This window comes from Desulfuromonas sp. TF (assembly GCF_000472285.1).
Taxonomy (GTDB): Bacteria; Desulfobacterota; Desulfuromonadia; order Desulfuromonadales; family ATBO01; genus ATBO01.
The window spans coordinates 398613-407138 of the sequence record NZ_KI421421.1 but is presented as its reverse complement, the minus strand read 5'-3'; the positions used below and the strand labels follow the sequence as shown (position 1 = coordinate 407138).

Below are 8526 nucleotides of genomic sequence, written 5' to 3'. Positions count from 1 at the left end.
CTTGGCGAGAATGGTGACTTCGGCGCTGTGGCGAATCTTCTTCTCGACCGAGAGGACAACCTGGGCGTCAATCGGCTCGTCAATGTACTTCTTGACGCGGGAGAGTTTTTCCTCGACATAAGCGCGAACCGGCTCACTGGTTTCCATGTGTCTGAATGTGACAGCAATTTGCATACTGAAAACCTCCTGGTGAAGAGTCCCTGGTGGGATGTTGCTTCCTGTCATTTAAAGTATAGCTCAGAAACGCCAGGCCTGCCCTGATTAGAACGGGAAATCAGAAGAGGCGCTTGCGCTCGGTCGACGAACCGATACCAAGCATTTCGCGATATTTGGTTACGGTGCGGCGAGCGATATCGATGCCGTGCTGGCGAAGCATGTCGACGATTTTCTGATCCGAATAGGGTTTCTTGGGGTTCTCTTGCGCGACGATGTCTCGAATCCTGTTCTTGACGCTTTCCGAGGCGATCGAGCTTCCCTCCGTAGTGCTTATACCGCTGTTGAAGAAATACTTCAACTCAAAGAGACCCTGGGGTGTCTGAACATACTTGCTGGTGGTCACACGGCTGATGGTGGATTCGTGCATTTCGATGTCCTCGGCCACATCCCTGAGGACAAGAGGTTTGAGGTGTTCGATGCCCTTGTCGAAAAATTCCCGCTGGAATTTGACAATGCTTTTGGTGACCTTGTAGATGGTCCGCTGACGCTGATGAATGCTTTTGATCAACCAAAGGGCGCCACGCAGTTTTTCCTGGATATACTCGCCCGCCTTCTGGTCGACGCCCCCTCCTCCTCCGGACAGGGCCTGGCGGTAGAAAGTGCTGATGCGCAGATTGGGAAGTCCTTCATCGTTGAGAACAACCACGTATTCGTCACTGATTTTATAGACGAAAATATCAGGGGTGATGTAGTGGACATCCTCCTGGCTGTAGGGACGTCCGGGGCGGGGATCCAGGCCGGAGATGATCTTTGCGGCGCCCAGGACCTCGTCAAGACTCACTCCCTGCACCTTGGCGATGGTCGGATACTTGCGCGTCTCCAGCTCGGCGATGTGGTCGCGCAGAATGGTTTCGACCAGAGAGCCCTCCATCCCGAGGTGCCGAACCTGCTTGAGAAGGCATTCCTGAAGATTGCGGCAGGCCACTCCGACCGGATCGAAATCCTGAACCTTTTCCAGTACGGGAGGCACTTTCTCCGCCTCGACTCCAAGGATATCGCTGATTTCCTCGAGCGTCGCCTTCAGATATCCATCCTCGTCGAGATTGCCGATAATTTCGGCTGCGACCCGCCGCTCCTCCTCGGTGAAACGGGAGAGGCCCAACTGCCACATCAAATGATCCGTAAGACTCCCTTTTTTGGTCAGGAGATTTTCAAACGAAGGCCGGTCATCATCCTCTTCATAGGAATCGGCCGTCGAGCCGCCCAGATTGTATCCTTCAAGATAGGTCTGCCAGTCGATATCCGCAAGGCCCTCGTTTTCACCCGCAACCTCCTTGACTTCCTCGCTGAAGGTCTCGGGTTCGGCGACCTCCGTGGTCTCCTCTCTCGGTTCCTGCTCTTCCAGATCCATCCCTTCTTCGAGAACGGGATTTTCCTCGAGTTCCTGCTGGACCATGTCCACCAGTTCCATGCGCGAGAGTTGAAGCAGCTTGATCGCCTGCTGCAGTTGGGGCGTCATCACCAGCTGCTGGCTGAGTTTGAGTTGCTGTCGGATTTCTAAAGCCATAATACTCCTGAAAAGCAGGTGTCAGGTTCCATGTTTTTCTGCCCTGATTCCTGTCTCCTGATTTTAAAGCTTGAACTTTTCGCCAAGATAGATCGATCGGGCTTTCGGACTGGCGGCGATTCGGGCCGGCTCACCGTACTCCAGAATTTCCCCTTCATTGAGGATGTAGGCCTTGTCGCAGACACCCAGAGTCTCCCGGACATTGTGATCCGATATCAGCACGCCGATCTGCCGTGCCTTCAACTCTGTGATGATGTTCTGGATATCGATGACCGCAATGGGATCTATTCCGGCAAAGGGCTCATCGAGAAGGATGAAGGCAGGATCGATCACGAGGGCCCTGGCAATCTCCACCCGCCGCCGTTCCCCGCCCGAGAGGGCGTATCCCGGTGTTCGGGCCACGTGAGTGAGGCGCAATTCCTCGAGCAGATGATCCTTGCGTTTGTGACGGACCACCGCAGAAAAATCAAGAGTCTCTAGAATGGCCAGCAGGTTTTCCTCCACCGTCATGTTGCGGAAGACCGAAGCTTCCTGCGGCAGGTAGGATATCCCCGCCCGCGCCCGGAGATACATGGGCAGGTCTGTCAGTTCCATGTCGTCAAGAAAAACCCGCCCCTGGTCCGGCCGTACCAAGCCCACAACCATGTAAAAAGATGTGGTTTTGCCCGCGCCATTGGGGCCGAGCAGCCCGATCACCTCGCCCGAGGAGACCTCAAGGTCGACGCCGCGAACCACCTGCCGTCCCTTATAGGCCTTGGAAATCCCCCGAGCCGTGAGCTTCCGCGCCACTACTTCTGCTCCTTGGGATGGAACACGGCATTGACCCGGGAACCGCCCTCACTGCTGACGATGCTTTTTTCCTCGCCAAGGAAGACGGTGATTTCATCCCCTTCGACAAAATCTTCTCCCTGATGCACCCTGGGGGAGCCGGTAAGGACGATTCGCCCCCGGTTCCGATAGTAAATGCCCTTCTGCCCCGTGGCCACTCTCGATCCCTGCACGATGCGCACGTTGCTCAGTGCCTCCACGCGTTGGACCTCCCGGTCCTCGGCGCGGTAGAAGACGATCATCGTGTCGGCGTAGATGACCACATCCCCTTGTTTCGCTACTACTTCCCCTTCGAACCTGACCTGATTCGCGGTATCGTCGGCTTCGAGACGGTCGGAGGTGATGTGGATAGGCATATCGCCGAGCGGGGGCGCCGGCGGGGTCTGTTCGGCAGCCAGGCAGATCCCCGCCGTGAAATGAAGAAGGGAAAAAAAGAGGACAATGATCTTGCGCATCATCGGTTACCGCTTTCGCCAGTCACGGCTGCCAGCCGAGCCTGAATATCGGAGAGCAGGATCAGGGTGTGATCCTGAACGTCGAGGAGCATGCCCACGCCTGTGACTTCCATCTTCTCGGAAACCATGCGTACCGGCTCCTCCGTGCTGATCATCCGCTCCGCTTCCCGATACAGCAGGGAATCGGTGTACAGGGCATACCCCTGGGGGTTATTGACGATGACATCGCCCCGAACCGCCACCTCACGGGACCCCGATTTCATCTCCCCCTCTTCGGCGGTCAGAACCACATCACCCATATCCTCGTCGTAGAAAGTCATGTGGATATTCTCTATGCGGGTGATCCCGTCTTCCACTGTATGGGCTGCCGAATCGGCCACCAGCGTCCAGTGGCGTTTCCCATCGCGGGTTTCCGTATAATTGATCTTTTTCAGGGAGAGATCGACGTTCCGGGGGAGAGATTCGAGAATCTCCTCCGGAGATCCCCCCTTGAAGTTGCGTACCACGGTGATGGTCAGGGCCACCGCGAGTACGACAATGGCCACGGCCAAAAGATTGCGAACATTAAGCCATTTCGTCATAAGTGGAGGAAGTATAGCACCATTGGGCAGGGGGTGTAAAGGCGTTATCCGCAGCTTGGCATGAGTTTTGAAAGCCTCTTACAGCGGGCCCTCAGCGGCGAAATACCGATCCGTGACCTCGGTCCATCGGCCCGTAGTTTTCAGGATGAGATCGCAGATTTCCCGCACCGCGCCCCGGCCGCCGCTCCGGGCCGTAACGTAGTGAACCAGGGGCTTCAACTCCTCGACCGCATCCGCCACAGTGGCGGAAAACCCCACCCGCCGCAGAATGGGCAGATCGACGAGATCGTCCCCCATGTAGGCCACCTCCTCATCTGCCAGTCCCAGTTCCTCAATGGTTGCGAAATAAGGTTCGAGCTTGTTCCTGGATCCCTGGTGCAGAATGTCGATGCCGAGTTCGCGAGCCCGAAAGCGCACCACCTCGGATTCGCGGCCGGTGATGATCCCGACCTTCAGGCCGACACGCTGGAGCAGTTTCAAGCCATGGCCGTCCCTGACATCGAAGGCCTTGGACTCGACGCCGTTATTGTCGATGATGATGCGGCCGTCGGTCATGATTCCGTCCACATCAAGGAGCAGAAGACGGATTTTTCCAAGTTGCTCCACCATCAGACTACCCCCGCCTTTAGAAGATCGTGCAGATGAATGATTCCCACCGGCTTCTCCGCCTCTTCCGATTCGAAGACAAAGAGGGACGTGATGGAATGCTGCTCCATCTTCTGAAGAGCCTTGGCGGCAAGATTAGTCCGCAGAATGCGTTTGGGGTTGTGGTTCATCAGCTCCCTGATCGGCCGGTTGAGCACATCGAAGCCCTGTTCGATGGATCGGCGCAGGTCGCCGTCGGTAAAAACGCCGGCCAGTCCTCCGCCGGCTCCTGCCACACCCGTGATGCCCAGCTTCTTGCTGGTAATCTCGAAGAGGGCTTCCTTGAGCGGGGTCTCCATGCCGACCATAGGAATGTCGCCGCCCGAGTGCATCAGATCTTCGACCCGCAGCAGAAGCCGTTTACCAAGAGCGCCGCCGGGATGGAAGAGGGCGAAATCCTCGTCCTTGAAGCCGCGCTGCACCAGAAGGGCCACGGCAAGGGCGTCTCCCATGGCCAGCGTGGCGGAGGTGCTGGCGGTCGGCGCCAGCCCCAGCGGACAGGCTTCTTCCCTGACGGAAATATCCAGAAAAACATCCCCTGCCCGTGCCAGCGTACTGTTCGGGTTTCCAGCCAAGGCAATCAGGGGGAGCCCCATGCGCTTGATCACCGGAAGGATTCGGGTGAGTTCCTCCGTTTCACCGGAATTGGAAACGGCGATCACCACGTCGCCTTTCATGAGCATCCCCAAGTCGCCATGGATGCCTTCGGCCGGATGGAGGAAGAAGGCGGGGGTGCCGGTCGAAGCCATGGTCGCGGCGACTTTCTGGCAGATGAGGCCCGACTTGCCCATGCCGGTGATGACCACCCTTCCATGACAGCCGAGAATCATTTCAACCGCTTTGCTGAAATTGCCGTTGATCCGCTCCACGAGGGCCGAAATCGCCTCGGCTTCGATCCTGAGGACCCGCTTTGCTGTATCGTAGATCGCTTCCAATTCAACCACGTCCTTTGGCGATGGCATCGATGGCCAGAATGGGTTCCAGCATCCCCCTGAGATCCTGGAGGGGAAGAGAGTTGGGACCGTCGCACAGGGCCTCCTCCGGATTCTCGTGCACTTCCCAGAAAAGTCCGTCGATACCGGTGGCCGCCGCTGCCCGGGAGAGAGCCCCCACATACTGGCGCTGGCCGCCGGAAGAGGCGCCGGCGCCGCCGGGAAGCTGAACGGAGTGCGTGGCGTCGAAAACGACCGGATAGCCCGTCTCTCGCATGATCACCAGTGATCGCATATCCGTCACCAGATTGTTGTAGCCGAAAGAGGCCCCCCGCTCCGTCAGCAGGATTTTGTCGTTCCCCGTCGACTCGACCTTCCCTACCGTGTTGCCCATGTCCCAGGGGGCCATGAACTGCCCCTTTTTAATGTTGATGACTTTTCCGGTCTCGCCTGCAGCCACCAGCAGATCCGTCTGCCGACAGAGAAAGGCGGGAATCTGGATGATATCCAGCACCTCGGCGGCGGGGGCCACCTGGGAGAGATCGTGAATGTCGGAGATGACGGGGAGGTCGAATTCGGCCTTCACCCGCGCCAGGATGCGCAGGCCCTCGGCCATTCCCGGCCCCCTGAAGGATGTCACCGACGTGCGGTTGGCCTTGTCGTAGGAAGCCTTGAAGACCAGACCGATACCGAGGTCGGCGGCCAACTTCTTGAGAAAACCGGCGATGCGCAAGGTAAGGGCTTCGTCCTCGATGGCGCAGGGACCGGCGATGAGAACCAGCGGCCGACCGCCGCCGAAGACAGTGCTGCCGACGGAAATCTCCCTCACCATTATTCCTCGCTCCTGCTTTTCAGGCACGCGCCGACGAAGGACTCGAACAGCGGATGGGGCTCCATCGGCCGGGAGCGGAATTCGGGATGAAACTGGCACCCTAGAAACCAGGGATGGTCAGCCAGTTCGACGATTTCCACAAGATCCCCCTCGGGATAGATGCCGGAGACGATCAGGCCGGCTTTCTCCAGAGTCTGCCGATAGGCGTTGTTGAATTCATACCGATGGCGGTGGCGCTCGGTGATGTTCTGCTGGCCGTAAATGCGCCGGGCCAGCGTCCCCTTGGCCAAGGCGCAGGGATACGCCCCGAGGCGCATGGTCCCGCCCTTCCCCTTCACCGTTTTCTGGTCTGCCATGATATGAATCAGGGTGTTCTTGGCGTCTTCGCGGAATTCAGCGGAATAGGCGTCCTCGACTCCGCAGACGTTGCGGGCGTATTCCACCACCGCCATCTGCATCCCCAGACAGATGCCGAAGAAGGGTATCCCGTTCTCACGGGCATGACGTATGGCGGACGTTTTCCCCTCACTCCCCCGCTCGCCGAAGCCGCCGGGGACCAGAATGCCGTCCACATCGGAAAAAGAGTCGCCGATTCCATGTCGTTCCAGGGATTCGGAATCGATGTATTTGAGATTGACCTTGCAGTCGTTGGCGATCCCGCCATGGATCAACGCCTCGGCGAGAGACTTATAGCTTTCGGTCAATTCGACGTACTTGCCGACGATGGCGATGGTGGTTTCGCCGCCCGGCTCCTTGACCCGCTTGACGATCCGCTCCCAGGCAGAGAGGTCGGGAGCCTTGGTCCAGATATTCAGATATTCGACAAGCCGTTCATCAAGCCCCTGCTCGTGGAAGGCCAGGGGAACCTCGTAGATGGTGGGCACGTCGCGGGCGGTAATAACCGCCTCCTCCCGGACATTGCAGAAGAGGGCGATCTTGCCTTTCATGTCCCGAGGGATCTCCCTGTCGCAGCGGCACAGCAGAACATCGGGCTGGATACCGATCTCCCGCAGTTCCTTGACGCTGTGCTGGGTCGGCTTCGTCTTGAGCTCGCCGGCGGTGGCAATATAGGGGACCAGAGTCAGATGGATATAAAGAACGTTTTCATGGCCCCGGTCGGTGCGGAACTGACGGATGGCTTCCAGAAAAGGCAGGGACTCGATGTCACCCACCGTGCCGCCAACCTCGACGATGGCCAGATCGACGCCCTTGGCATTGTCGAGGATCTTGCTCTTGATCTCGTTGGTAATGTGGGGGATGACCTGAACCGTCCCGCCCAGATAGTCCCCCCGGCGCTCCTTCCGGATCACCGAATCGTAGACCTGGCCGGTGGTGAAGTTCGACTTGCGCGACAGCCGGGCCGAAGTGTAGCGCTCATAATGCCCCAGATCGAGGTCGGTCTCCGCTCCGTCGTCGGTGACGAAGACCTCGCCGTGCTGAAAAGGACTCATGGTGCCCGGATCGACATTGATGTAGGGATCGAGTTTCTGCATGGAGACCCTCAAGCCGCGAGCTTCCATGAGGGCGCCGATGGAAGCGGCGGCCAGTCCTTTGCCCAGGGAGGAGACGACACCGCCGGTGACGAATACGAACTTGGTCTTCATTGATACTCCTTAGCGAGCACGGGTCATTGCCCCATTTTTGGATCGAAAATTCAAAGCTGAAATTCTACACAGAAGCAAAACAAAAGGAAACCCCCAAATTACCCGGGGATTTCAGCGACCGGTGGCTTCAAGGAGGGTCCGGACCCGCTCAAGATCTTCGGGAGTATCGACTCCCTGGGAGGTCAGCCGGGTGTTTGCCACCTTGATTCTGAATCCATGCTCGAGGGCCCTGAGCTGTTCAAGTTTTTCCAGCTGTTCCAGAACCGTGGCTGAGAGCTTTGGATAGGTAAGAAGAAAGTCTCGACGGTAGACATAGAGACCGATGTGTTTGTAGACCTCGATCTGGGAGAAATGGGATTCGAGATCGGCGGCGAAGTCCCGTGGATGGGGGATGGGGGCCCGGGAAAAATAGAGTGCGAACCCCTGCCGGTCGGTAACCACCTTGACCACATTGGGATTCAGATATTCCTCGATAGAATCGATGGGGGCCTTGAGGGTGCCCATGGCGATGCCGGGGCCCCATTTCAGCGGCGCCACGGCCTGGTCGATCATCCTTGGGTCAATCAGAGGTTCATCCCCCTGGACGTTGACGACGAGATCGGCATCGATTCCGGCCGCAACCTCTGCCAGGCGGTCCGTTCCGGTCGGGTGATCCGGGCGGGTCATCCGCACCTCTCCGCCGAAGCCCTCCACGGCACGGCGGATCCGTTCATCGTCCGTGGCGACAATGACCCGGTTGACGCTCTGGGAAAGGGCGGTGCGTTCATAGACCCACTGGATCATCGGCTTGCCGAGGATGTCGACCAGAGGTTTTCCCGGGAACCGGGTCGAGGCGTAACGGGCGGGAATAACGGCGGTAACGCGCATGCGAGGCAACCTTTCACAAACTCACTTGAAACCGCCGGTAGGGTATAGAATTCAGGGGG

The 8526-nt window shown here is 58.2% G+C and carries 10 protein-coding genes; all 10 read right to left on the bottom strand.

Features of this window, described 5'->3' with window-relative positions; genetic code table 11:
- On the bottom strand, positions 1 to 174 hold a 174-nt coding region (gene hpf, locus DTF_RS23480), incomplete at its 3' end, for a ribosome hibernation-promoting factor, HPF/YfiA family (RefSeq protein WP_035057037.1).
- A gap of 100 nt (positions 175 to 274) precedes the next feature.
- Positions 275 to 1723 (bottom strand): RNA polymerase factor sigma-54, encoded by a 1449-nt coding sequence (gene rpoN, locus DTF_RS0113205; RefSeq protein WP_027715704.1) that lies wholly within the window; start codon positions 1721 to 1723, stop codon positions 275 to 277.
- 63 nt (positions 1724 to 1786) lie between these two features.
- A complete protein-coding gene (gene lptB / locus DTF_RS0113200) occupies positions 1787 to 2512 on the bottom strand; it encodes an LPS export ABC transporter ATP-binding protein (protein WP_027715703.1) in 726 nt (241 codons plus the stop codon).
- The gene (lptA, locus tag DTF_RS0113195; RefSeq protein ID WP_027715702.1) at positions 2512 to 3009 is read right to left on the bottom strand and encodes a lipopolysaccharide transport periplasmic protein LptA; all 498 of its coding nucleotides are present in this window, start codon (positions 3007 to 3009) and stop codon (positions 2512 to 2514) included. The genes lptB and lptA overlap by 1 nt, the downstream gene beginning before the upstream one ends.
- Positions 3006 to 3551, bottom strand: coding sequence for an LPS export ABC transporter periplasmic protein LptC (gene lptC, locus DTF_RS0113190; RefSeq protein WP_162148643.1), 546 nt, complete (start codon positions 3549 to 3551; stop codon positions 3006 to 3008). Before lptC ends, lptA begins: the two co-directional genes overlap by 4 nt.
- Before the next feature lie 114 nt (positions 3552 to 3665).
- Complete coding sequence (locus DTF_RS0113185) at positions 3666 to 4196, bottom strand: HAD family hydrolase (protein WP_027715700.1); 531 nt, start codon at positions 4194 to 4196, stop codon at positions 3666 to 3668.
- Positions 4196 to 5158 carry a KpsF/GutQ family sugar-phosphate isomerase gene (locus DTF_RS0113180; RefSeq protein ID WP_027715699.1) on the bottom strand — a complete coding sequence of 321 codons (963 nt, stop codon included), beginning with the start codon at positions 5156 to 5158 and terminating at the stop codon, positions 4196 to 4198. The genes DTF_RS0113185 and DTF_RS0113180 overlap by 1 nt, the downstream gene beginning before the upstream one ends.
- Positions 5159 to 5168: 10 nt before the next feature.
- Complete coding sequence (gene kdsA / locus DTF_RS0113175) at positions 5169 to 5996, bottom strand: 3-deoxy-8-phosphooctulonate synthase (RefSeq protein WP_027715698.1); 828 nt, start codon at positions 5994 to 5996, stop codon at positions 5169 to 5171.
- Positions 5996 to 7600 carry a CTP synthase gene (locus DTF_RS0113170; RefSeq protein ID WP_027715697.1) on the bottom strand — a complete coding sequence of 535 codons (1605 nt, stop codon included), beginning with the start codon at positions 7598 to 7600 and terminating at the stop codon, positions 5996 to 5998. The genes kdsA and DTF_RS0113170 overlap by 1 nt, the downstream gene beginning before the upstream one ends.
- A gap of 111 nt (positions 7601 to 7711) precedes the next feature.
- The gene (gene kdsB / locus DTF_RS0113165; RefSeq protein ID WP_027715696.1) at positions 7712 to 8467 is read right to left on the bottom strand and encodes a 3-deoxy-manno-octulosonate cytidylyltransferase; all 756 of its coding nucleotides are present in this window, start codon (positions 8465 to 8467) and stop codon (positions 7712 to 7714) included.
- Positions 8468 to 8526 lie beyond the last annotated feature (59 nt).

Bases quoted from the DNA above. Each gene is read 5' to 3' on its own strand.
- lptA (WP_027715702.1), bottom strand. From the start codon at position 3,009: ATGATGCGCAAGATCATTGTCCTCTTTTTTTCCCTTCTTCATTTCACG.
- kdsB (WP_027715696.1), bottom strand. From the start codon at position 8,467: ATGCGCGTTACCGCCGTTATTCCCGCCCGTTACGCCTCGACCCGGTTC.
- DTF_RS0113185 (WP_027715700.1), bottom strand. From the start codon at position 4,196: ATGGTGGAGCAACTTGGAAAAATCCGTCTTCTGCTCCTTGATGTGGAC.
- DTF_RS0113170 (WP_027715697.1), bottom strand. From the start codon at position 7,600: ATGAAGACCAAGTTCGTATTCGTCACCGGCGGTGTCGTCTCCTCCCTG.
- kdsA (WP_027715698.1), bottom strand. From the start codon at position 5,996: ATGGTGAGGGAGATTTCCGTCGGCAGCACTGTCTTCGGCGGCGGTCGG.
- rpoN (WP_027715704.1), bottom strand. From the start codon at position 1,723: ATGGCTTTAGAAATCCGACAGCAACTCAAACTCAGCCAGCAGCTGGTG.